The organism is Burkholderia sp. BCC1985, assembly GCF_905339915.1.
GTDB lineage: Bacteria > Pseudomonadota > Gammaproteobacteria > Burkholderiales > Burkholderiaceae > Burkholderia.
The window spans coordinates 17261-40774 of the sequence record NZ_CAJPGY010000028.1 but is presented as its reverse complement, the minus strand read 5'-3'; the positions used below and the strand labels follow the sequence as shown (position 1 = coordinate 40774).

Sequence of the window (23514 nt, the reverse complement as noted above, 5' to 3'; positions counted from 1 at the left end):
ATCACTCCGTTGCGTCGACGTTCACGGCGTGCGCCGGCTGCCCGGCTTCGCGCGCCGCAGCGTTGGCCACGCCGTTGACCGCACCGTCCGCCGCGAAACGCGCCGGCAGCGACACGATCGTCTCGAACGCGCGATACGACGCGCCGACGCGATCGTCGGTAAAGCGCAGCGCGATATCGCCGCCGTCGCGCTTCAGGAAGTTGCGCACCGCGTCCATCCCGACGCCGCGCCCCGATACTTCGGTCACCGCGCGCGCGGTCGAGAAGCCCGGGCGGAAGATCAGTTCGGCCACGGCGTCGTCGGTCAACCCGGCTTCGTTGCCGGCGTCGATCCAGCCGCGCTCGCGCGCGATCCCGCGAATCCGGTCGAGCGCGAGGCCGCGGCCGTCGTCGGCGAGCACGAAGCGCAGTGCATCGCCGTCGACGTCGACCGCGATGTCGATCTTGCCGGCCGGCGCCTTGCCGGCCGCGCGACGCTCGTCCGACGTTTCGATGCCGTGGTCGATCGCGTTGCGCAGCAGGTGCATGAACACGTTCGCAAGCGTCGCGCCGATCTCGCTGCGCACGCGATGGCCGTTGCTGTCGATATGCACGACGGGCGCCGGCTTGCCGAGTTCGGCCGCGAGCGACGGCAGCGATTCGATCACGCCGCCCAGCGCATCGCCGATGCCCTGCGTGCCGAACTGGCTCAACAGGCGGCGCACCGAATCGCGCGCCGCGTGCCAGTCGCCCGCGTTCGCCGGATCGGCGCCGTCGAGCATGCGCAGGCTCTCGCTGATATGCGCGCGCTCGACCATCAGGTAGTCGGCGCCGCCATGCTGCGCCGCCTCGCCGTGGCGGCCGAGCGTGACCGCGTTGATCGTCGCGTAGCGGTCGACCGCCTCGCGCACGCGGGCGAGGTCGTCCATCAGCGCATCGCGGTTCCACTCGGGGCCGCCGTCGGCGCGGCGCAGCGATTCGTACGCCTGCTCCGCTTCGTGCACGATGTTGGTCAGGTGCTGCAGGCTGTACGTGCGCGCATTGCCCTTGATCGTGTGCATGTTGCGGAACAGCGCCGCGACGATCGAGTGATCCGCGCGTTCGTGCTGGCGGATCATCCGCTCGTTCTCGCTGAGGAAACCCTTCGCGCTGTGCACGAAGTCGTGGAACTTGTCCTGGCTGATCGACAGGATCTCGCCGATCATCTCGAGGCGGCGCTGCTGCTCGCCGGCCTGCGCGGTCAGCTCGCGGATCTCCGTCACGTCGCGCACGCACAGCATCAGCCGCACGACCGTGTCGGTCTCGTCGGTGATCGCCGACCAGCTCAGGTCGAGCCATTTCTCGCGGCCGTCCGGCATCCGCTTCGCGACTTCGTTGACGAGCAGGTGCTCGTTGAACGCGAAGTTCATGCTGTCCTCGCCGAGGCACGCATGCACGGCCGCGTCGACCTGCGAGCGCGCGTCGGAACCGATGCCCGAATCGTCGAACACGAGTGCCATCAGGTCGCGGCCGGCGATGTCGTTCGTTTCGAAGATGGTTTCGAGGTAAGCCGAATACTCCGCATGCACGACCCCGCCTTCGACGACGGTCAGGATCCCCTGCTGCATGTTCTGCAGCATCGCCTGGATGTCGGCCGTCTTCTGCTTCAGTTGCGCGGCATTCTCCTGGATCTTCTCGATCATCCCGTTGAACGCGACGATCGAATGGCCGATCTCGTCCATCCGGCCCACCGGCACGCGGCGCGTGAAGTCCTGGCTCGTCGCGATCTCGCTCATCGCCGTCTGCATCCCGATCAGCGGACGCGTGATCTGGCGATACAGCACGAAGCCGAGCGCGGTCAGCAGCACGACCACCGTGCCCGCCACCCCCGCGATCGCGGTGGCCGTCGTCGCGAGCATGCCGTTCAGCGCACGGATCGCGTCGTCCTTCTGGCGGTTCTTCTCGACGCGCAGCGTGTCGACGATGCTTTCCAGTTCGTCGCGATACTGCGCGACGTTCGCGAACAGGTACGCCTGCGCCATCTCGGGCTTGCCGTCGGTCTTCATCTTCACGGTGTCGTCGATCGCGGCGAAGTAGTTCGCGGCACTGTCCTTCGCCTGCGCGACGAGGCCCTCCTGCGCGCGGCCGACCGCCGATTTCGCCTGGGCGTCGAGCGCGGCGCGCAGCGCACCCTGCTTCGCCTTCAGCTCGTCGCGCGCCTGCGCGGCGGTGTTCGCGTCGGGCGCGTACACCAGCGTCATCGTCGCGATCTGGATGTTCTTCACGTCGGCGACGAGATCCGCCGACGCGAGCGCGCTCGGCACGATTCCCTGGGTAACCTGACGCACCTCGGACGCGCTCTTGCGCGTCTGGTACACGGCGTACACGCCGATCGCGGACAACGCGAAAAACGTCAGGACGACTAGCAGCGTAATGCGATGACGGATGGTCATGAGTACAGCTCCCCGCAGCGATTCGGCTTCGATCGCGCTCTGGCCTATTGAAAGAATGTGAGCGGCGAATTATCGGGGATGGTGTATGACCGTCCGATGACTGAAAATCAATCGGCCGTTGAGGAAATCGCAATGATTAATTGCGACGGGAAAATCCTAAAGTTTTCCGCGAATGAGCCGTTAACCTTCGGCGCCTCGAGGCGCTGGCACGCTTGCCGTGCAGCTCGGAATAATCGCATCCGGAAATTTATTCTTCGATTCTCGATTCGGCAATTCAATCCGGTCGAATACCGGTGAAACGTTTGCGCATTATCCGTGAATCGAATCGCTCACGCAGTCATTCCGCGCGATGACGGAGATCATGCGCGAGCCGGGTCGGCGGGTCGCGTCATTGCCGCTCACGGATCGAGCGCACCGCCCGACCAGCCTGCCGACGGCCGCGACCCGGTCAGCTTCAACGCGACGTCGCCCTGCGCGACCAGCCGCTCGCGATTGCGCGTGACGATGCGCCCGGCTTGCGGCGCCACCAGCACGTGCTCGCTGCCGGGCACGCCCGGCTGCGCGACGATCCGCGCGATGCGCTCGCCGGCATCGACCGTCGCGCCGAGTTCGCGTTCGTACACGAGCACGCCCGACACCGGCGCGAGCACGGTTTCCATGTGCGCGATCGGCACGGCGTCGCCATGCCAGTCGCGCGCGCCGGCCGGTTCCGCGATCACGCCGCGGCCGCGCAGGAACGCAAGAACGCCGTCGGCATCGCGTTCGGCGAGCGTGTCGGACACGTCGGATTGGCCGCGCAGTTCGATCGTCGCGACGAGTCGCTCGCGCAAACCGCCGTTGCGCGCCCAGTGCGCGGCGATCGCGCCTTCGAACGCGCCGTCGTCGTCCTCGTCCCACAGGATCGCGACGTCCACGCCGAGCGCGGCCGCGAGATCGCGGCCGGCCGGCCACAGATCGCGATGCAGGTATACGTACGGCAGCGCCTCGGAATCGGTGTGCAGATCGAGCACGATGTCGGCGTCGCACGCGGCGTCGAACACCGTGCGCTGCCACGCGGCGAACGTCGTCGCGGGCCGGCGCGCCGCAGCCGATTCGTGGAAATGCCGGTTGAAATTGCGATGCGTCGCGTCGTGGAAGCGGCCGAGCAGCCGCCCTTGCCGGAACTGCGCGAGCCCGAGCGGATTCGCCTGCGGCACGACCGTCACCGTGCCGCGCAGCACGCCGCGATCGTGGGCCGTGCAAAGTTGCGGCAGCAACCGGTGCAGCACGAGCATGCCGGCGATCTCGTCCGCATGCACGCCGGCCTGCAGGTGTACGCGCGGCCCGTCGCCGCCCGACAGCCGCCACGCGCGGATCGCGAGCGGCTGGCCGCCGTCGCCCGGCACCTGCCACGTCAGCGTTTCGATCATCGTCGCTCCTCCTTTCGGTTCCGGATATGCATCACGACGCCGCGCGCGCGTTCCCGCCGAGGCTCGCGACGAATGCCGCGATGCGCTCGCACGCGTCGGCGAGCTTCGCATCGTCGACGACGAAGCCGAAGCGCACGAAACCCGACGCCGTCTCGCCGAACGCGCTCGCATCGAGCAGCGCGACCTGCTTTGCGCGGAACAGCCCCCACGTGAAAGCGTGCGTATCCAGCCCCGTGCCGCGCACGTCGACCATCATGAACATCCCGGCTTCCGGCAGCAGGCAGCGCAGCCCCGGGACGTCGCGCAGGCGCGCGTACGCGAGGTCGCGGCGGCGCCGATACAGGTCGCGCATGTCGGCGACGATCGCGGCCTTGTTGTCGAGCGCGGTGACGGCCGCCTGCTGGACGAAGCCGGGCAGTCCGTACAGCATGCACAGCGCGAGCCGTTCCGCATGCTCGATCAGCTCGGTCGGGCCGATCGCCCAGCCGACCCGCCAGCCCGGCATCGCATGCGATTTCGACAGGCTGCCGATCGTCACCGTGCGCGCGGCCATCCCCGGCAGCGACGCGATGCTGACCATGTCGCGCTCGAACGTCAGCTCCGCGTAGACCTCGTCGGACACGACCCACAGGTCGCGCTCGCATGCGAGCCGCGCGATCCGTTCGAGATCGGCGCGCGGCATCACGACGCCGGTCGGATTGCACGGCGTCGCGAAGAAGATCGCCTTCGTGCGCGGCGTCACGGCCGCTGCGAGCGCGTCGACGTCGAGATGAAAGCCGCGCGCCGCATCGACCGGCACCGGCACGAGCGTCGCGCCCGACGCGCGCACGCTCGCTTCGTACGTGAGGTACATCGGCTCCGGCACGAGCACCTCGTCGCCGGCCTCGCACAGGCACAGCGCCATCGCGAACAGCGCGTTCTGCGCGCCGGCCGTCACGATCACGTGCTCGGCGCCGACCGCCTGCCCGCACGCCTTCGCATGCTCGCGCGCGATCGCCGCGCGCAGCTCGGCACGCCCGCGCACTTCGCTGTAGTGCGTATCGCCGCCGCGCAGCGCGGTCACCGCGCGTTCGACGATCACGTCGGGGGTCGGGAAATCCGGATCGCCGACGCTCAGCACGATCGCCGGCTCGCCCGCTGCGACGGCAGCCTGCGCCGCGTAATGAATGTCCCAGGCGGTCGTGCGCTTGCCCTGCAGGCGCTCGACCAGCTTCGAATAGTTCATGTGTTCTCCGTCGCGCGGCGCCCGCCCGGCCGCCGCGCCATCAAGGGTTCGTTCAACGCGGCATGCGCACCGGCACACGCCGCTCGAGCCGGCCGAACGCGCGCTCGATCGCGAACGCGAGCACGACGTAGATCACCGCGATCGCCAGCAGCGGCTCGTAGGTCCGCAAGGTCTGCGCGCGGATGTAGTTCGCAGCGCCGAGCACGTCCATCACCGCGACCGTCGATGCGAGCGCGGTCGATTTCAGCAGCATCACCGTCTCGCCCGCGAGCGTCGGCAGCAGGATCTGGATCGCGCGCGGCAGCCACACGCGCCGCGCGATCATCGACGGGCGCATCCCCATCGCGCGCGCGGCCTCGATCTCGCCCTTCGGCACACCGCGCAGCCCAGCGCGCAGCACTTCGCCGACGTACGCGCCGACGCTGATCACCAGCGCGAACGCGACATACCAGAAGCCGTCGCGCAGGAACGGCCACAGCACGCTGTCGCGCAGCGCGGGCCAGCCGGCGAACAGCGAGCCGACGCCATAGTAGATCAGGTAGATCTGCACGAGCAGCGGCGTGCCGCGGATCACTTCGGTGAACGCCTTGCTCACGCGCGCGACGACTGCATTGCCCGACAGCCGCGCGAACGCGACGGCGATCGCGAGCCCGAAGCCGAATACGGCCGACACGACGAGCAGCTTGACGGTGGTCAGCACGCCGAGCAGCAGCAGCGACCCGTAGGAAGACAGTACGCTCAGATCCATGACATTGATCCGGTTCGGTCGAAAGATGCGTGGAAAGGCGGGACGTGGGTCACGATGCCGGCATCCAGCGGCCGAAGCGCCGCTCGATCTCGCGGAACAGCATGCCCGACAGCGACGTGATCGCGAAATACACGGCCGCGACCATCAGGTAGTAGTGCAGGTACTCGCGCGTCGAACCGGCCGCCTGCTTCGCGGTGTAGAGCAGCTCGCTGTAGCCGACCACGCTGATCAGCGCGCTGTCCTTCACGAGGATCAGCCACAGGTTCGTGAAGCCGGCCAGTGCATACGGCGCCATCGCGGGCAGCGTCACGCGGCGGAACACGAGCGCGGGCGGTGCGCCGAACGCGCGCGCGGCTTCGATCTGCCCGTACGGGATCGCGAGGATCGCACCGCGGATGATCTCGGCCGCATACGCGCCCTGCACGATGCCGAGCACGATCACCGCGGCCGCGAAGCCGTTGACCGCGACCGGCCCGACGCCGATCGCCGTCATCAGCAGGTTGATCGCGTCGGTGCCCGCGTAGTAGAGCAGCAGGATCAGCAGCAGCTCGGGCACCGCGCGGCACAGCGTCGTGTAGCCCTGCGCGAGCCGCTCGAACGCGCGCACGCCGGACAGCTTCGCGACCGCGCCCAGGAGCCCGAGCACGATGCCGACGACGAACGCGCCGAGCGAAATCTCGAGCGTCACGCCCGCGCCCTGCAGCAGCGCGACGCCCCAGCCGTCCGGGTCCATGCCCAGGTAGCTCACCCATCCCCAACCGTCCATGCCGCCTCCTCGTCCGTGCGTGGCGCCCGTCGGCGCGAAATCGTGCGATCAGTGCGGCCAGAGGTCGATCGGGAAATACTTCTTCGCGATCTGCGCGTACTTGCCCGACGCATGCAGCTGCTCGAGCGCCTGGTCCATCTGCTGCTTGAGCGGCGCATCGGCCTTGCGCATCCCCGCGCCGACGCCGTAGCCGAAGATCGCCGGATCCATCTTCACGCTGCCGGGGCCTTTCAGCTCGAACGTCGCACCGTCCTTCGACTTCAGGAAATCGAGAATGCCGAGCTGGTCGAGATACATCGTGTCGATGCGGCCCGCGACGAGGTCCGAGTTGCAATCGTCCTGCGTGTTGTAGAGCCGCACCGTCGCGGTCTTGCCGTACGCCATCTTGATGAACTCGGCGTTCGCGGTCGAACCCTGCACGCCGATCACCTTGCCCTTCAGGCCGTCCGGCGTCAGCGCGAGCTTCTGGTTCTTCGCGCCGACGAAGGTGCCCGGCGTCTCGTAGTACGGTCGCGAGAACGCGATCACCTTCTGGCGCTCCGGCGTGATCGACATCGAGTTGAAGATCACGTCGATCTTGTCGCTGAGCAGCGCCGGGATGATGCCGTCCCACGCGACTTCCTTGATCTCGCACTTCGCCTTCATCTGCTCGCACACCGCGCGGATCAGGTCGGCCTCGAAGCCGCTCCACTGCCCGGTCGGGCTCTTCATCAGGAACGGCGGATACGGCTCGGCGGCGACGCCGAAGCGCAGCACGCCCGACGACGCATGCGCGGAACCGAACGGCGCAAGCGCCGCGAGAACGAGACTCAACAGGCACAGCAGACTGCGAACGACACGCTTCATGGTCGGACTCCTGGCTGGAAAGATACGAAATCGGTACGGCCGGTATCGGTGTGGCCGGCATCGGTGCGGCCGGCCGCGCAGGCAGGCACGCGCGGGCCGGGCCATCGGTTCAGTGACGTTGCCGGTGCGCGTTGACGAACTGGCGGCAGCGTTCGCTCTGCGGCGCATCGAAGATCTCGGCCGGCGTGCCGCTCTCCTCGACGCGTCCCTCGTGCAGGAACAGCACCTTGTTCGACACGTCGCGCGCGAATGCCATCTCGTGCGTGACGAGGATCATCGTGCGGCCTTCGCACGCGAGATCGCGGATCACCTTCAGCACTTCGCCGACGCGTTCGGGATCGAGCGCGGAAGTCGGCTCGTCGAACAGCATCACTTTCGGCCGCATCGCGAGCGCGCGCGCGATCGCGACACGCTGCTGCTGGCCGCCGGACAGGAACGCCGGATAGACGTTGCGCTTGTCGGCGAGGCCGACGCGTTCGAGCAGTTGCTCGGCGCGCGCGAGCGCTTCGGCGCGCGGTTCGCGCAGCACGTGCACGGGCATCTCGATCACGTTCTCGAGCACCGTGCGGTGCGCCCACAGATTGAAGCTCTGGAACACCATGCCGAGTCGCGTGCGAATGCGTTCGACCTGGCGCGGATCGGTCGGCACGGTGCGGCCCTTGCGATCGAGCTTCAGCCCGATCTCCTCGCCGTCGACGACGATGCGCCCGCGGGTCGGCGTCTCGAGCAGGTTGATGCAGCGAAGCAGCGTGCTCTTGCCCGAGCCGCTCGCGCCGATCAGCGAGATCACTTCGCCTTCGCGCGCGCTCAGCGACACGCCCTTCAACACCTCCAGCTCGCCGAACCGCTTGTGCAGGTCCGTCACCTGCACGCGCTCCTCGACCGCCGTCTTCACGCTCTCCACCCGCGCCAACATGCTGTCTCCTGTGTCGAATTCTCACGCCCGTCCCGCGCGGGATCGCAGCGTCTTGTTGAATGGCCGACCAACCTCATGCGGAGTCGAGTATAGGCTCTGTTGAACAAGGGTTCAACAGATTTCAATAATCCGGAAGCAAGGGTTTTCGCGGGTTCCATCGCTGTAATTGAACAAGCGTCCGACACTCCCCTATAATCGGTGCCATGACGATTCCGTAAGGTCACCCCGTGAAAAAGACTTCTGGCAGCGCACCGGTTCAGACCCGCAGCCGCGGCATCCGAGAAACGCCCGCGGTGCGGCAGCAATCGATCATCGACGCGACGATGCGCTGCATCGCGCGCTACAGCTATTCGGAAACCACGATCGACCGCATCTGCGCGGAAGCGAAGGTGTCGCGCGGGCTGATCAACCATCACTTCCAGTCGAAAGATGAGCTGATGGCGCAGACCTACAAGCGGCTCGCGGCCGACCTGCTCGACGTGTCGCGCGCGGCCGCCGCGAACGCGACGGGCCCCGAGGACAAGCTCGACGCGATCATCAAGGTGTGTTTCGCCGCGCCGGTGTTCGCGCCGAAGAACGTGAAGGTCTGGCTCGGCTTCTGGAGCGTCGCGCACAGCGATCCGGTGATCCGCAAGGCGCACAAGGAGCTGTATGCCGGCTACCGGCAGGCGTTGAAGAAGCTGTTCGACCAGATCGCGGAAGTGCGCGGCGGCACCGTCGACAGCGAACTCGCTGCGCTGACGCTGACGGCCGTGATCGACGGCTTCTGGCTCGAACTCGCGCGCGACCCGACGTCGTTCACCGCGGAAGACGCGCTGACGAGCTGCCTGCGCGTCGTCGATTCGTTCCTGCCGCCGTCGAAGACGGCGCGCAAGCGCGCGTAACGCACACAACGCGCCGCGCCGGCAAGCCGGCGCACTCGCGCCACAACCGGCACGACGGCCTCGCATTGCGAGGCCGTCGCATTTTCAGGCCGCACGAATCTCGATCAGGTACGGCGCATCGTGCGCGGCCGCTTCGCCGAGCGCACCGGCCAGCGACGCACCCTCTTCGACGCGCTGCGCGCCCCATCCATACGCGCGCGCAAGCGCGACGAAATCGGGCGTATGCAGATCCACGCCGACCGGCTCGACGCCGCCGTCGACCATCGCACGCTTGATCTCTCCGTAACCGCCGTTGTTCAGCAGTACGACGATCACGCGCGCGCGATGCTGCACCGCGGTGCCGAGTTCGGCGAGCGTGTACTGGAACCCGCCGTCGCCGGCGAGGCAGACCACCGGCCGCGATGCATCGCCGAGGCTCGCGCCGACCGCGGCCGGCAGCCCGTAGCCGAGCGAGCCGAAGCCGACCGACGCGTTGAACCAGCTGCGCGGACGCGACGCCGCGAAGCCGACGTTGCCCGCATAGACGATCCGCGTCGAATCGCCGACCAGCGCCGCATCGGGCAGCGCGTCGCGCACGCTGTCGAGCAGCGCGAGATCGCGCCGCATTTCGTCGTTCAGTTCCTGCCGCGCGGCCGCACGGCACACGGCCGCGCGCTCGACGCCATCGCCGCGGCCTTCGCTGTGCGCCCGCGCATCGCCCGGCCACACGCGCCGCAGCGCGCGCAGCGTTTCGCCGACGTCGCCGAGCAGCGGCAGCGCGGGCACCGCGTTGCGGCACAGCTGCTGCGGATCGATGTCGATCCGCACGAGCGGCGCGGGCATCGAGAAGCTGCGCGTCGCATACAGGTCGTAATCGGTCGGGCCGAGCTCGGTGCCGAGCGCGACGATCAGGTCGCTGTCGCGCATCAGCGCGCGCACCGCGTCGCTCGACGCCGACCACGACACGCCGAGCGGATGCGCGCTCGGCAACACGCCGCGCCCGTTGATCGTCATCACGACCGGCGCGTCGAGCGTCTCCGCGAGCCAGCGCACGTCGGCGGCCGCGTCGAGCGCGCCGCCGCCCGCGAGAATCAATGGCGCGCGCGCGGCGGCGGCCTTCGCACGCAGTGCGTCGATGCCGTCGGCCGATGCGGGGCCGGGCGTGATGCGCGGCGGCACGGCCGGCACCGACGGCAACGTGTCGGCCGGCGCCGCGAGCACGTCGAGCGGAATCTGCAGATGCACGGGGCGCGGCCGGCCGCCCGAGAACACCGCGAACGCGCGCGCGATCGCCTGCGGCAGCGCGTCGGCGCGCGGCACCGTGTAGCTGAACGCGGCGATGTTCTCCGCGAACGCATGCTGGTCCGGCAGTTCGTGCAGATGGCCGTTGCCGGAGCCGATGTCGCCGGACGCGTTGACGCTCGAAATCACCAGCATCGGAATCGAATCCGCATACGCCTGCGCCATCGACGTCGCGATGTTCGTCATGCCGGGGCCGGTGATCACGAAACACACGCCGGGCTTGCCGGTCGCGCGCGCATAGCCGTCCGCCATGAAGCCGAGGCCCTGCTCGTGGCGTGCGCTCACGTGGCGCAGCGCGCTGCCGGCGAGCCCGCGGTACAGCTCGATCGTATGCACGCCGGGAATGCCGAACACCGTGTCGACGCCGTAGGCGGCGAGCAGGTCGACCAGGTACATGCCTACTGTTTTCATGTGATTTCCATCGTTCAGGGTAAGGAGGTGGATCGCGCGCGGCCCCGCGAGGCCGTCAATGCGCGAGCCCCGGCAACAGTTCCCGCACGCCCTGCGCGAGCATCTGGAACGCGATCGCGGTCAGCACGATGCCCGACAGCCGCTCGACCAGCGTCCTGCCGATCTCGCCGAGCCGCCGGCACCACGACGCCGAGCACGCATACGTGAGCCCGATCACGCCCGCGTGCAGCACGCACGCCGCGCTCAGCGCCAGCAGGTCGGCCGGCGTATGAAAGCGCGTCGCGGTCGTGATCACGAGCGACATCACCGCGCTGCCGATCGACAGCGGGAAGATCAGCGGCACCGCGATGTAGCTGCGCCATTGCGCATATTCGAGCCGCGTGTCGCCGCCGCTGCGCTCGTCGTTCGCCGTGCCGCGCATCATCGGGATCGACCACAGGCACAGCACGAGGCCGCCCGTCAGCGTCAGCGCGCCGAGCGTGAGGCCGAGCATGCGCAGCAGGAACTGGCCGCCCCACACCGCGCCGATCATCAGCGCCGCGATCCACGCGAACAGCCTGAACGCGATCTGCCGCTGTGTCACGTCGGGAAAATGCCCGGTGACGGCCGCATACATCGGGATCGCGACGGGCGGACAGAACAGCGTCAGGAGCCCGGTCAGGAACAGCAGCACGTCGCTCGACGTCAGGGTCATCGCTCGAACTCACATGCGGTCGGGTGGATAAGCGGCGCGGCGGCGACGCGGCCGGGCGTGATCAATCCTGCGTGGCGTCCTGCGGCGCGCGTTCGCGCGGCCGCATGTCGCCGTCGAAATCGTCGAGCGTCGGAAACGCCATCGGTTCGTGCCGGTCGAGCTCTGCGAGATAGGCGTCGTAGCGTGCGAGCACGGCCGCGCGCTCCGCGTCGCCGATGTACGGCACGTGATAGCCGACGAACGACGGCAGCACGTCGAAGCCTGCGTAGCCGAGCGTGCCGCGCAACACGTGGCGCAGCATCAGGTCCATTTCGCCGTGCACGCCGTCTGCACCGAACATGTAGTCGCGGCCGCCGCACGTATAGGCGAGCAGCGCGCGCTTGCCGCGCATCCCGCCGCGATCGTAGAAGCGCACGCCGCCGTACACCTTGCCCGACACGAGCACGCGGTCGATCCAGCCTTTCATGATCGCCGGCACCGAGCACCAGAACAGCGGAAAGCTCAGGATCAGCAGGTCGCACGCGGCGAGCTTGTCGAGTTCCGCGGCAATGTCGGGCGCGATCGCGTGCGCGGCGACGTTCTCGCGCTGCTCCAGCGCGTAGACGAGATAGTCGGGGTTCTTGCGCACGCCGAAATCGGCCGCGCTCGCGACCGGATTCCACTGCATCGCGTACAGGTCGGACACCGTCACGGTATGCCCCTGCGCTTCGAGCGTGCTCACCGCGCGGTGCAGCATCGACGTCGTGAACGACTGCGGTTCGGGATGGGCGTGAACGATCAGGACTTTCATGGTGCGAGTTTTCTCCGCGACGTAACGTTGAACTGCTGGATTCAGACGGACCCGGCCGCACGCTTGCGCAGCAGCGACAGGCCGATCGCGACGCAGGTCGCGACGAGCAAAAGCGTGGATACCGACGCGATCGCCGGATCGACGTTCTCGCGCATCCCGTCCCACATGCGGCGCGGCAGCGTATAGACGTTCCGGCTCGAGATGAACAGCGTGACGACGAGCTCGTCCCACGACAGGATGAACGCGAACACCGCGGCCGACAGCACGCCCGGCCGGATCGACGGCAGGATCACGTAGCGCAGCGTCTGCGCGACGTTCGCACCGAGGCTGCGCGATGCCTGCTCGATGCGCAGCCCGACGGTCGCGAGCGATGCCGAAACCGCCACCACGACGTAAGGCACCGACAGCACGACGTGCGACAGGATCGCGGCGGGATAGCTGTCGAGCATCCCGAGTTCGCCCCACAGCCGGTAGAACGCGAGCGCCGACACGATCGGCGGCACGATCAGCGGGAACAGGATCACGCCGCGCACGAACTCGCCGCGCCGCGACGCGACTTTCCACAGCCCGATCGCGCACAGCGTGCCGAGCGCGACCGAGATCGCCGACGACACCAGCGCGATCAGCCCGCTTTGCAGGAAGCTCGACACCCAGCCATCGTCGTCGAGCAGCACGCGGTAGTGCCGCAGCGACAGCGCGCCGTCCGGCATCGACAGGTAGTCGCTCGGCGTCAGCGAGACGGGCACCGACACGAGCAGCGGCAGCATCAGGAACAGGATCGCGGCCCACGCGATGCCGACCACGAGCGCGCGTCCTGCGGTCATTCGGGTGTTCATCGGAACCTCCTCCGTTCGGGTCAGCGCGCGCCGAACAGCTCGCGCAGGTCGACGAAACGCGCGAGCAGCGCGAGCGCGGCCAGGATCGACGCCAGCAGCAGCGACGCGAGCGCCGCCCCGCTGCCCCAGTTCACGAGCTGCAGGATCTGCGTGCTGATGTATTCGGCGATCATCACGGTGCGGCCGCCGCCGAGTATCACCGGCGTCACGTAGAAGCCGAGCGAGAAGATGAACACGAGGATCGCCGCGCCGACGATGCCCGGTCGCGTCTGCGGGAAATACACCTTGCGGAACGTGACGAACGCGCCCGCGCCGAGCCCCTGCGAGGCACGCGCGAGCTGCGGATCGATGCCCTTCATGTTCGCGTACAGCGGCAGCACCGCGTACGGAATCATGAAGTGGATCATCCCGATCACGACGCCGACCTCGTTGCGCATCAGCGGCAGCGGCGCGTCGATCAGCCCGATGCGCAGCAGCAGCGTGTTGACGAGCCCCTGCTCGCCGAGCAGGAACAGCCACGAGAACGCGCGCACCAGCACCGACGCCCAGAACGGCACGAGCAGCCCGAACATCAGCGCCATCCGTTGCCGCGGGCCGACGTGCGCCATCGCATACGCAATTGCATAGCCGAGCGCGACCGAACACGCGGTCGTGACCGCGCACACGCGCAGCGTGGTCCACAGCACGCGATGCACGCCATGATTGCCGAGCAGCCGCGCATAGTTGTGCAGGCCCGGCTCCGGCACCGTGAAACCGAGCCACAGCACGCGCACGAGCGGATACACGTACAGCACGATCAGCACCGCGAGCAGCGGCACGACGAGCAGCCAGTAACGATCGGCCTTCGCGCGGCCGAGCGGGACCGCGCCCGCGACGGGAGTAGACAGGGTATTCATGGCGTCACGCTCGCGAGGCGGCTCAGGACGACATCAGGTCGGTGTACTGCGCGAGCGTCGCTTCGTAGTGCTGCGCCCACCACTCGGGATTCACCTTGCACTGCTTTGCCCAGTTCTCCGGCGTGCCCGGGTTGTCGGCGCGTAGCGCCTGCGGCACCGCGGCGGTCGCGGCCGGCGTCACCGGCCCGTTGCCGAGCAGCGACAGCAGGCGCACCTGCGGCTCGACACCCTGCACGAACTTGATGAACTGCCAGACGGCATCGCCCGACGGATTGTTCTTCGGCACGCCCCACACGTCGCACGACGCGAGCCCCTGCTCCCACGTATAGCGGAACCGGCCATTGCTCTCGCGCTGGATCACGTTCGCGCGCGTATGCCAGATGCACGCCATGCTGACTTCGCCGTTGCGCAGCAACTGCAGGCTGTCCGCGCCCGAATCCCACAGCAGCACGTTCGAGCGCAGTTCCTTCAGCTTTTTCAGCGCGCGCGGCACGTCGATCGGATAGACCTTGTCCTTGTCGACGCCGTCGGCCATCAGCGCGGCTTCGAGCGCGCCGCCCATCCATTTCCACAGCCCGCGCTTGCCCGGAAACTTGCCGACGTTCCAGAAATCGGCCCAGTTCTTCGGCGGATTCGCGCCGAACTTGCGCGCGTCGTAGACGAGCACGTAGCTCAGCAGGTACGACGGCACGCCGAAGTCCGATGCGAGCCCCGGCAGCGTGTTGCGGCCGACGACCGAATAGTCGATCGGCCGCAGGAAGCCCTGCTTGCCGAGCTTGATCGCCGCGAAGCCGTCGAGATCCATCACGTCCCAGATCACGTTCCGGTTCTCGACCATCGCCTTGATCTTGCCGTCCTCCGGCGACGAGTCGTAGCCCATCCGGATGCCGCTCGCCTTCGTGAACGGGTCCATGTACGCGGAGCGGAACGCCGAACGCGCTTCGCCGCCCCATGCGCTGAGCACGATTTCCTTCGGGTTCGACGCGAGTGCGTCCTTCGCGCCGAGCGACAGCAGCGTCGGCGCGATGCCGGCCGCCGCGCACAACCGCAGAAAATCGCGGCGGCGCTGCGACGTCGCCGGTTGAAGTTCGCGTGCTTGGTCGAGCAGGTCCTGCAGATGGCGGTTCGTCATGGTGTCTCCTCCAGGCTGGTCAGCGCCCGCACGCGTCTCGTCGTTTTCGGGCATCGGTGAATCAGTGAATCCGTCAGTCGGTGAGTCGGCGGCGACGGCGGCTCGTGCCGCGTCGTGCGGGATGCAACGTGCACCGCGTCAGTCGGCCGCGATCCGACACGTCGCGTCGCGCTCCCACTGCACGAACACGTCCATGCCGCTGCGTGGTGACGCGAGCCCGCGCCATGCGGGCACGTCCGCCGTCACGCAGCCGAGCGCCGGCGTCTCGATCTCGAAGCGGTACGACGAACCGAAATAGCTCCAGTGGCGAATGCGGCCCGCAACTTCGTTGTGCGCACCGCCGCACGACGTCGCCGACACCGCGACCTTCTCCGGGCGCAGCGCGAACAGCAGCGGCTCGTCGGGCCGCGCACCGCACGCAGGCGCGACGAAGCGCGCATCGCCGACGCGGTAATGCGTCGTCGAAGCATCGCCGCCGAGCGCGACACCTTCGATGAAATTGCTCTTGCCGAGGAAGTCCGCGACGAAGCGGTTGGCCGGCTGCTCGTAGAGCCCGTCCGGCGTGCCGATCTGTTCGAGCCGGCCGTCGCGCATGATCGCGATCCGGTCCGACATCGACAGCGCTTCCTCCTGGTCGTGCGTGACGAACAGGAACGTCGCGCCGAGCCGCTCGTGCAGCGCCTTCAGCTCGACCTGCACCTCCCCGCGCAGCTTGCGGTCGAGCGCGCCGAGCGGCTCGTCGAGCAGCACGAGATCGGGATCGAACACCAGCGCGCGCGCGATCGCGACGCGCTGCTGCTGGCCGCCCGACAACTGGCGCGGCAGGCGATCGGCGAGATGGCCGAGCCGCACGAGATCGAGCGCGGCCTTCACGCGCTTCACCGCGTCGGGCCCCTTCTGCTTGCGCACCATCAGCGGATACGCGACGTTCTGTTCGACCGTCATGTGCGGAAACAGCGCATAGCCCTGGAACACCATCCCGAAGTTGCGCTTCTCGGGCGGCAACGCGACGATGCTGCGGCCGCCGACGCGCAGGTCCCCGCTGCTCGGATGCTCGAAGCCCGCGACGATCGTCAGCAGCGTCGTCTTGCCCGAACCCGACGGCCCGAGGATCGTCAGGAATTCGCCGCGCGGAATGTCGATCGTCGTTTCGCGCAGCGCGTGCACGCTGCCGTAGCGCTTCGACACGCGATCGATCTGCAGGCCCGCGCCGCCCGCCGCATGCCGCGCCGCTGCCGCGCGTGCCGCATGCGCCCCGGTCCTGCCGTCCTCCACACCTGCCGACGTCTCCATCACCGCGCTCATCGTGTGTCTCCTGGTCGACTCACAATTGGGTTGAACGTTCATTTAACAGAACTTATACTATGCCGAAATGCGGTCCGCAAGTAGCGGCGACCCTTGCCGGCTCTGACACCACCCCGACACACAACAACCAGGAGACAGTGATCAGCATGAGCATCGAGGACATTCGAATCGAACGGCACGACGGCGTCGTGACCCTTCGCCTGAACCGCCCGGCGAAACGCAATTCGCTCGCGCGGCCGCATCTCGACTTTCTTCGCGAGACGCTCGACGCGCTCGCGAACGATCCGGGCGTGCGCTGCGTCGTACTGACCGGCACCGGCAGCGCGTTCTGTGCGGGCGCGGACGTCGACGAATGGGCCGAGGCCGAGCGCAACGGCGAACTCGACACCTACGGCTGGACCGAGCGTGCGCACCGTTTCGTGCAGACGCTCGCCGCATTTCCGCGTCCGACGATCGCCGCGCTGAACGGCTCGACGGTCGGCGCCGGCACCGACATCGGCTTCGCGTGCGACTTCCGCATCGCGAGCGCCGCTGCGACGCTGCGCTGCGGGTATACGGGCATGGGCTACAGCCCCGACATGGGCGGAAGCTGGTTCCTGCCGCGCATCGCGCGCCCGGACGTCGCACGCCGCTTCATCTTTCTGAACGAACGCTGGAACGCGCAGGATGCGCTTGCCGCGGGGCTCGTGTCCGAAGTCGTCGACGCCGATGATTTCGCGACGCACGTCGCCGCGTTCGCCGCGCGTCTGGCGCAAGGGCCGAGCGTCGCGTTCGGCCACACCAAGGCGCTGCTCGCGCAATCGCTCACGCACACCCTCGCCGAGCAACTGCGCGGCGAGCTGGCGGCCGGCGTCGCGTGCGGTCACAGCGAGGACGGCCAGGAAGCGCTTCGCGCGTCGGTCGAAGGTCGCGCACCTCATTTTGTCGGGAGATGATCGATGGATTTTTCGCTGACCCAAGAGCAGGAAATGCTGGTGACGTCGCTGCGTCAGTTCGTCGAGAAGGAACTGCAGCCTCATGAATTCGCGGTCGATCGCGCGGACGACGTGCCGCCCGAACTCGCCGACTCGATCCGCCGCAAGTCGCTCGAGCTCGGCTTCTATGCGTTCAACATGCCCGAGAGCGCCGGCGGACCGGGGCTCGACTACGTGACGCAGGCGCTCGTCGAACGCGAGCTCGGCCGCACGAGCTGGGCGCTGCACGTGTTCGTCGCGCGGCCGAGCAAGATCCTGATGGCGTGCAAGGGCGACCAGGTCGAGCGCTACCTGAAGCCGGCCGTGCGCGGCGAGCGCGTCGACTGCTTCGCGCTGACCGAGCCGGGGGCCGGCTCCGACGCGATGGGCATCCGCACGCGCGCGGTGCGCGACGGTGACGACTACGTGATCAACGGCAGCAAGCACTTCATCAGTCACGCGGACACGGCCGACTTCGTGATCCTGTTCGCCGTCACCGGCGAGGAGGAAGTGCGCGGCCAGAAGCGCAAGCGCGTGACCTGCTTCCTGATCGACAAGGACACGCCGGGCATGACCGTACGGCGCGGCCCGCACTGCACGAGCCTGCGCGGCTATCACCAGTCGGAGATCTTCCTCTCCGACTGCCGCGTGAGCGCCGCGCAGATCCTCGGCGAAGAGCATCGCGGCTTCGAGCTCGCGAACGACTGGCTGACCGCCGGCCGCGTGATGGTCGCCGCGAACAACATCGGCCGCGCGCAGCGCGCATTCGAGATGGCCGCCGAATGGGCCGCGACGCGTCATCAGTTCGGCAAGCGCATCGGCGACTTCCAGGGCACGTCGTTCAAGCTCGCGGACATGCAGACCGAGATCCGCGCGGCGGAACTCGTCACGCTGTACACCGCGCAGAAACTCGACCAGGGCACGATGACCGACGGCGACGCCGCACTCGCGAAGCTGCTCGCGACCGAGACGCTCGGCCGCGTGACCGATCACGCGGTGCAGATCTACGGCGGCATGGGGCTGATGGACGAACTGCCGATCGAGCGCTTCTGGCGCGATGCGCGCATCGAGCGCATCTGGGAAGGCACGTCCGAGATCCAGCGCCATATCCTGTCCAAGGAAATCCTCCGACGCTACAGCTGACGCGAATCGTCGCGCCGGCGCGTCCGGCGCGACTTCCGAAAGGACCTTTCATGACTTCCTCTCCCGCAGTCAGGGATCGCCGCGCGGCCGCCGCGGCCAATCTGCGCCGGCTGCTCGACCCGGGCAGCATCGCGTTCGTCGGCGGACGCGGCATCGCGGGCGCCGTGCAGCGCTGTCGCGATTACGGCTATGCCGGCGATATCCGGCTCGTCAATCCGAATCATGCGGAGATCGACGGCGTGCGCTGCCATGCGAGCGTCGCCGACCTGCCCGCCGCGCCGGACGCCGTGTTCGTCGCGGTGCCCGCGCGCCAGGCGATCGACGTCGTGCGCGCGCTCGCCGCACGCGGCGCCGGCGGCGCGATCGTCTACGCGTCGGGTTTCTCCGAAACGGGCGCCGACGGCGCCGCGCTGCAGCAGGCGCTGGTCGACGCGGCCGGCGACATGGCCGTGCTCGGCCCGAATTGCTACGGCCTGATCAACGGGCTGAACGGCAGCGCGCTGTGGCCGGTCGCGCATTGCGCGCCGCGCGTCGAATCGGGCGTCGCGGTGATCACGCAGAGCGGCAACCTCGCATACAACCTGTCGATGAGCGCGCGCTCGGTGCCGTTCGCGTATCTCGCGAGCGTCGGCAACCAGGCGTCGGTCGATATCGCGCGTCTCGTCGATGCGTTCGTCGACGATCCGCGCATCCGCGCGATCGGCGTGCATCTCGAAGGGCTGAAGGACGTGCGCGCGTTCAGCGAGGCCGCGGCCCGCGCGCTCGCGCGCGGCGTGCCGATCGTCGCGCTGAAGAGCGGCACGTCGACGCTCGGCGCGCAGCTCGCGATGAGCCACACGAGTTCGCTCGCGGGCTCGGACGCGCTGTACGACGCGCTGTTCCGGCGGCTCGGCGTGATTCGCGTGAAGGACCCGGTCGGCCTCGTCGAGACGTTGAAGCTGCTCGCGATCGCAGGCGTGCCCGAGCGCCGCACGCTCGCCGCGCTGGCGACGTCCGGCGGCGATGCGGGGCTCGTCGCCGATCTCGGCGAAGCGCGCGGCATCGCTTTTCCGCCGGTCGGCGATGCCGGCCGCGACGCGCTCGGCAACGTGCTGCCCGCGTACGCGACGATCGCGAACCCGCTCGACTTCACGACCACGCCGTGGGGCGACCCCGACAAGATGCGCGCGTGCTGCGACGCGCTGCTCGCCGATCGCCCGGGCGCCGCCGCGATGATCCTCGACTATCCGCAGGAAGCGACCGGCGAGCGGCCGCTGTGCGATATCGCCGCGGACGCGTTCGCGGCGTCCGCACGCCAGCACGGCGTGGTCGGCGCGGTGATCTCGGTGTTTCCGGACCTGACGCCGCCCGATCACGCGGCCCGCATGGCCGCCGCCGGGATCGCGCTGCTGCAGGGGCTGGCCGACGGGATCGCTGCGATCGGCGCGGCGATGACCTACGGCGACACGCGCCGCCGCGTGCTCGACGCCGACGCGCTGAACGCGCTGCCGGTGCTGCGCGCGGGCGACGGCGGCCACGGCACCGCGACGCTGCACGACGAATGGGCGAGCAAGCGGATGCTGGCCGCGCACGGGCTCGACGTGCCGCCGGCCGAATGCGTCGCGCCCGCCGATGCGCCGGCCGCCGCGCAGCGGCTCGGCTTTCCGGTCTGCGTGAAAGTGGTCAGCGATCGCCTGCCGCACAAGACCGAGGCCGGCGCGGTCGCGCTGAAGCTCGGCTCGCCCGAAGCCGTCGCCGCGGCCGTCGTGCGAATGACCGAACAGGTCGCGCGTTATGCGCCGGATGTGCACGTCGAACGCATCCTCGTCGAGAAGATGGCCGACGCACCGCTGCTCGAGCTGATCGTCGGCGTGAAGCGCGAGCCGAATTTCGGTCTCGCGCTGGTGCTCGGCACCGGCGGCGTGCTGGTCGAACTGATCCGCGACACCGCGACGCTGCTGCTGCCGGTGCGCGAAAGCGACGTGCGCGACGCACTGCTCGGGTTGAAGCTCGGCCCGCTGCTGACCGGCTATCGCGGGCGGCCGAAGGCCGATCTCGATGCGGTCGTCGCGAACGTGATGGCGATCGCACGCTTCGCACAGGCGCATGCCGACACGCTCGTCGAACTCGACGTCAATCCGCTGCTGGTGATGGAACGCGGCGCGGTGGCCGTCGATGCGCTGGTGCGGCTCGACGCGTGATGCCGGCCTGAAACGCGGCGGCCCGCTCGCGTGATGCGCGAGCGGGCCGCTGCCTGATTGTCGAGTCGCCCATCGAAAACGAAGAACGCCCTGCCGTTCAGATCACCTTGCCGGGATTCAGAAGTCCGAACGGATCGAATGCATGCTTGAGATGTCGCATCGCGACGATCTCGGCGTCGCTGCGCGAACAACCGAGCCAGTCGCGCTTGTAGCGGCCAATCCCGTGCTCGGCCGACACCGAGCCGCCCGCATCGCGCACGAGCGGATACAACACCGCGTCGACGTCGTGCGCGCCCTCGCCCGTCGCATACGGCGTGGAAACGCACACATGCAGGTTGCTGTCGCCGAGGTGGCCGAAGAAGAACACGTGCGCCCCGGGCCAGCGTGCGTTCAGCGCGCGCTCGCACGCGTCGATGAACTTCTCCGTCGCGCGCGGCGGAATGCCGACGTCGAAATTGACGAGACCAGGGAGATCGTCGATCGCGAGCCCTTCGCGCACCGTCCAGAATGCCTGCGCATCGGCCGCGGTCTGCGCGAGCGCCGCATCGTCGATCAGCCCGCGTTCGAGCCAGTCGGCCAGCACCGCTTCGAACCGTTCGGCCGTCTGCGCGGCATCGCCGCTCGCGCATTCGATCAGCACCTTGACGCCGCCGTCCGCCGGCAGCGGCGCGCGCGTGCCGGGCGTATGCGCGCACACGTAGCCGTAGAACGCCGGCCACATCGCCTCGAAGCTCAGCAAGTCCGCGCATGCGGCACGCGCGTCGCGCAGCAGCGCGAGCGCCGCGGCCGTATCGCGCACCGCGCACAACGCGGTGGACGGCGCGGCGAGCCGCGGATGGAGCCGCAGCACGACGCGCGTGATGACGCCGAGCGTGCCTTCGCTGCCGACGAAAATCTGCCGCAGGTCGTAACCCGCGTTGTTCTTCAGCATCTTGTTCAGCGAACTGAGCACGGTGCCGTCGGCCAGCACGACCTCGAGGCCGAGTACCTGCTCGCGGGTCGTACCGTAGCGGATCACGCGATTGCCGCCCGCATTGGTCGCGACGTTGCCGCCGATCTGGCACGAGCCGCGCGCGCCGAGATCGATACCGAGTGCGAATCCCGCGTCGTCCACTGCCTGCTGCAGCTCCTGCAGCGTTGTGCCGGCCCATGCGGTGACGGTGGCCGCGTCCGCATCGATCTCGACGATCCCCTTCATGCGTTCGAGCGACAGCACGACGTCCTGCTCACCGGGTCCGGCGCCTGCCGCGAGCCCCGTCATTCCGCCCTGCGGCACGACCGTCTGACGATACGCGGTGCAGATCGCGAGCGCGCGGCTCACGTCGTCGACGCTGCGCGGCCGCACCAACGCACGCGGCCGCGGGCCGGCCGCTTCGCCGTAGTTCGTGAAATGACGCGCGCCGATCGCGTCGCCCACGCCGATGCAATCGGCGCCGAGTGCGTCGCGCAATGCGGCGACGACGTCGCCGTTCAAGGAAGGATCGGACATGATCGACGGGGCCGGCCGAACCCGGCCCGGGAACGAGTGAGGATCAGAAATTGTGCCGCATGCCGATGCGCGCGGCGGCCTGCGTGCGGCTCGTCGACGGCGTGAAGCTGTAGCCGATCACCGCGTCGACGCCGTTCGATGCACGCATCCAGTCGACCGCCGCATACACGTCGGTGCGCTTCGACAGCGCGTAATGCGCACCGAGCGCGACTTCGTGCCAGTGATGACCTTCGAACGTCGTGTACTGATAGCCGGCGACGAGCGACAGCGGCACGGTCGCCTGGTACAGGCCGCCCGCTTCGTACACGCGCATCGTCGACGATTGTCCGTAGCCCTTGAACGTCGTGTTGCTGAAGTCCGCGTTCAGCGTCAGCTTGCCGAACATGTACGACGCGCCGACACCGAAGATCGATTGCGAATCGATCGAGAACGGCGTCGAATCGTGCAGGTCGGTGACGGCGCCCGTCGCCGGGTCGACCGTCGCGACCGTCTGCCCGAGCATCGTCCGTACGCCCATCTGCGCATACGGATCGAGCGCGGCAAGCCGGCGTGGCGCGTTGAGCCGCGTGTAGTTGCCGCCCGCCGAGAAATCGCCGTGCGTGTAGCTCGCGCCCACGCTCCATGCGCTCCCGTCATGGAAGCTGCCCGCGTCGTTGCTGAACGAATACATGCCGCCGACCACGAGCCCGTGGAAGCTGTTGCTGACGAATTTCACCGCGTTCTGCAGCCGGTCCCCGCTCTGGCGGTCGAAATCGCCGAGATGCACGCCGTAGCCGCTGCCGAACGCGCTGACGTTGTACGCGGCCGTGAAGTCGAATGCGAAGTCGTACTGATTACCGAACGTCAGCGTGCCCCAGTCGTTGCCGAGCCCGACGTACGCTTGCCGCCCGAACATCGCGCCACCCTGGTTCAGCCTGCCGGTGCCGAGCCGGAAGCCGCTCTCGAGCTTGAACACCGCCTTGTTGCCGCCGCCGAGATCCTCGGTGCCCATCAGGCCGACGCGGTTGCCGTACGACACGCCGTCGTCGAACAGGTACGCATGCGCGCCGCCCGTGTTGTTCACGTAGGTGATGCCGCCGTCGATGATCCCGTACAGCGACACGCTGCTCTGGGCATGGGCGTAGCCGTGGACCATCACCGACATCATGCCGGCCAGCAGGAAGCGCTTCTTCATTTTCGGTGTCTCCGGTTGCCGCGCAC

At 68.4% G+C, this 23514-nt stretch carries 20 protein-coding genes; 4 read left to right on the top strand and 16 right to left on the bottom strand.

Features of this window, described 5'->3' with window-relative positions:
* Window position 1: 1 nt before the first annotated feature.
* From U4Z31_RS25420 to U4Z31_RS25390, 7 genes are all read right to left on the bottom strand, one after another.
* On the bottom strand, window positions 2-2410 hold the full coding sequence (locus U4Z31_RS25420; RefSeq protein WP_321811707.1) for an ATP-binding protein: 2409 nt from the start codon (window positions 2408-2410) through the stop codon (window positions 2-4).
* A gap of 398 nt (window positions 2411-2808) precedes the next feature.
* A complete protein-coding gene (locus U4Z31_RS25415) occupies window positions 2809-3819 on the bottom strand; it encodes a succinylglutamate desuccinylase/aspartoacylase domain-containing protein (RefSeq protein ID WP_321811706.1) in 1011 nt (336 codons plus the stop codon).
* Window positions 3820-3850: 31 nt separating this feature from the next.
* Window positions 3851-5044 (bottom strand): pyridoxal phosphate-dependent aminotransferase, encoded by a 1194-nt coding sequence (locus U4Z31_RS25410; protein WP_321811705.1) that lies wholly within the window; start codon window positions 5042-5044, stop codon window positions 3851-3853.
* A 52-nt stretch (window positions 5045-5096) separates the two neighbouring features.
* Window positions 5097-5792, bottom strand: coding sequence for an ABC transporter permease (locus tag U4Z31_RS25405; RefSeq protein WP_044843935.1), 696 nt, complete (start codon window positions 5790-5792; stop codon window positions 5097-5099).
* Between the two features lie 49 nt (window positions 5793-5841).
* Window positions 5842-6558 carry an ABC transporter permease gene (locus U4Z31_RS25400; RefSeq protein ID WP_044843934.1) on the bottom strand — a complete coding sequence of 239 codons (717 nt, stop codon included), beginning with the start codon at window positions 6556-6558 and terminating at the stop codon, window positions 5842-5844.
* A 48-nt stretch (window positions 6559-6606) separates the two neighbouring features.
* The gene (locus U4Z31_RS25395; protein WP_321811704.1) at window positions 6607-7404 is read right to left on the bottom strand and encodes a transporter substrate-binding domain-containing protein; all 798 of its coding nucleotides are present in this window, start codon (window positions 7402-7404) and stop codon (window positions 6607-6609) included.
* A gap of 109 nt (window positions 7405-7513) precedes the next feature.
* A complete protein-coding gene (locus U4Z31_RS25390; protein ID WP_044843932.1) occupies window positions 7514-8320 on the bottom strand; it encodes an ABC transporter ATP-binding protein in 807 nt (268 codons plus the stop codon).
* A gap of 227 nt (window positions 8321-8547) precedes the next feature.
* Here U4Z31_RS25390 and U4Z31_RS25385 point away from each other — a divergent pair, with 227 nt between their 5' ends.
* Window positions 8548-9204, top strand: coding sequence for a TetR family transcriptional regulator C-terminal domain-containing protein (locus U4Z31_RS25385; protein ID WP_321803863.1), 657 nt, complete (start codon window positions 8548-8550; stop codon window positions 9202-9204).
* Window positions 9205-9288: 84 nt separating this feature from the next.
* On the opposite strand, the gene U4Z31_RS25380 is transcribed toward U4Z31_RS25385, so the two are convergent.
* The 7 genes from U4Z31_RS25380 to U4Z31_RS25350 form a co-directional block, all read right to left on the bottom strand.
* Window positions 9289-10896, bottom strand: a complete 1608-nt coding sequence (locus U4Z31_RS25380) for a 5-guanidino-2-oxopentanoate decarboxylase (protein ID WP_321811703.1) — start codon at window positions 10894-10896, stop codon at window positions 9289-9291.
* A gap of 55 nt (window positions 10897-10951) precedes the next feature.
* Window positions 10952-11590, bottom strand: a complete 639-nt coding sequence (locus U4Z31_RS25375) for a MarC family protein (protein WP_124523801.1) — start codon at window positions 11588-11590, stop codon at window positions 10952-10954.
* Between the two features lie 61 nt (window positions 11591-11651).
* Complete coding sequence (locus U4Z31_RS25370; RefSeq protein ID WP_321811702.1) at window positions 11652-12380, bottom strand: NAD(P)H-dependent oxidoreductase; 729 nt, start codon at window positions 12378-12380, stop codon at window positions 11652-11654.
* A gap of 41 nt (window positions 12381-12421) precedes the next feature.
* Window positions 12422-13216 carry an ABC transporter permease gene (locus U4Z31_RS25365; RefSeq protein ID WP_124488859.1) on the bottom strand — a complete coding sequence of 265 codons (795 nt, stop codon included), beginning with the start codon at window positions 13214-13216 and terminating at the stop codon, window positions 12422-12424.
* A 20-nt stretch (window positions 13217-13236) separates the two neighbouring features.
* The gene (locus U4Z31_RS25360) at window positions 13237-14112 is read right to left on the bottom strand and encodes an ABC transporter permease (protein ID WP_321811701.1); all 876 of its coding nucleotides are present in this window, start codon (window positions 14110-14112) and stop codon (window positions 13237-13239) included.
* A gap of 22 nt (window positions 14113-14134) precedes the next feature.
* Window positions 14135-15244, bottom strand: a complete 1110-nt coding sequence (locus U4Z31_RS25355; RefSeq protein WP_044843926.1) for an ABC transporter substrate-binding protein — start codon at window positions 15242-15244, stop codon at window positions 14135-14137.
* A gap of 138 nt (window positions 15245-15382) precedes the next feature.
* Window positions 15383-16549, bottom strand: coding sequence for an ABC transporter ATP-binding protein (locus U4Z31_RS25350; RefSeq protein WP_321811700.1), 1167 nt, complete (start codon window positions 16547-16549; stop codon window positions 15383-15385).
* Between the two features lie 146 nt (window positions 16550-16695).
* Between U4Z31_RS25350 and U4Z31_RS25345 the strand changes: the two genes are divergently transcribed.
* The 3 genes from U4Z31_RS25345 to U4Z31_RS25335 are packed head-to-tail and all read left to right on the top strand — an operon-like array spanning window position 16696 to window position 20825.
* Entirely contained in the window at window positions 16696-17484 is a 789-nt protein-coding gene (locus U4Z31_RS25345) for an enoyl-CoA hydratase/isomerase family protein (RefSeq protein WP_321811699.1), read from the top strand.
* A 3-nt stretch (window positions 17485-17487) separates the two neighbouring features.
* The gene (locus tag U4Z31_RS25340) at window positions 17488-18645 is read left to right on the top strand and encodes an acyl-CoA dehydrogenase family protein (RefSeq protein WP_044843923.1); all 1158 of its coding nucleotides are present in this window, start codon (window positions 17488-17490) and stop codon (window positions 18643-18645) included.
* A 50-nt stretch (window positions 18646-18695) separates the two neighbouring features.
* On the top strand, window positions 18696-20825 hold the full coding sequence (locus U4Z31_RS25335; RefSeq protein ID WP_321811698.1) for an acetate--CoA ligase family protein: 2130 nt from the start codon (window positions 18696-18698) through the stop codon (window positions 20823-20825).
* 97 nt (window positions 20826-20922) lie between these two features.
* Here the strand turns inward: U4Z31_RS25335 and U4Z31_RS25330 are convergent, their stop codons facing one another.
* Window positions 20923-22314, bottom strand: a complete 1392-nt coding sequence (locus tag U4Z31_RS25330) for an FAD-binding oxidoreductase (protein ID WP_321811697.1) — start codon at window positions 22312-22314, stop codon at window positions 20923-20925.
* A gap of 43 nt (window positions 22315-22357) precedes the next feature.
* On the bottom strand, window positions 22358-23488 hold the full coding sequence (locus tag U4Z31_RS25325; protein ID WP_321811696.1) for a porin: 1131 nt from the start codon (window positions 23486-23488) through the stop codon (window positions 22358-22360).
* Window positions 23489-23514: the final 26 nt, after the last annotated feature.